The organism is Bartonella sp. PS17NMGDW (assembly GCF_042193555.1).
Taxonomy (GTDB): domain Bacteria; phylum Pseudomonadota; class Alphaproteobacteria; order Rhizobiales; family Rhizobiaceae; genus Bartonella; species Bartonella grahamii.
The window spans coordinates 1-566 of the sequence record NZ_JBHILY010000097.1; the positions used below are offsets into that span (position 1 = coordinate 1).

General features: G+C 45.6%; 1 protein-coding gene. It reads left to right on the plus strand.

Annotated elements, in window-relative coordinates; all coding sequences use genetic code 11:
• The first annotated feature begins 159 nt into the window (after positions 1–159).
• A complete protein-coding gene (locus tag ACFIJK_RS09475; RefSeq protein ID WP_375627608.1) occupies positions 160–438 on the plus strand; it encodes a hypothetical protein in 279 nt (92 codons plus the stop codon).
• The last annotated feature ends 128 nt before the right edge of the window (positions 439–566 follow it).

Below are 566 nucleotides of genomic sequence, written 5' to 3' on the forward strand. Positions count from 1 at the left end.
AGGGCCTACACTGCTCCACGACTCACCCAACACTGTAGCTCAGGACACAGTCGAGGCATCTGGGCCCCTCCAGCTCCCCGGCCCAGCCCCGCCCACCCCCCCCAGCAGCTCCTGGAGCCCCTTTTAAACATCTGCATGGATGAACATTGAGTTGACCTGATGAAAGTTACCAGAGCACATCCAAAAGCAAAGTTGGTTTTGCGGATTGCCACTGATGATTCCAAAGCAGTCTGTCGTCTCAGTGTTAAATTCGGTGCCACGCTCAGAAATAGCAGGCTCCTTTTGGAACGGGCAAAAGAGCTGAATATCGATGTCGTTGGTGTCAGCTTCCACGTAGGAAGCGGCTGTACCGATCCTGAGACCTTTGTGCAGGTCCGGAAGAGAATCGGCTATGTCTTCATGACAAGAGCAGGAGAGACGGCAGAGATATGCTGCTAGGTGAATATATATTTATATAATAAATCCGTAAGTTAATAAAGTAAATAGTAATCCTCTGAAAGTTTTTAATTCTTTTTTATAGTTTTTTGTGTTTTTTTGTGATTTTTTTTTTTTTTTTTTGGTTTTTG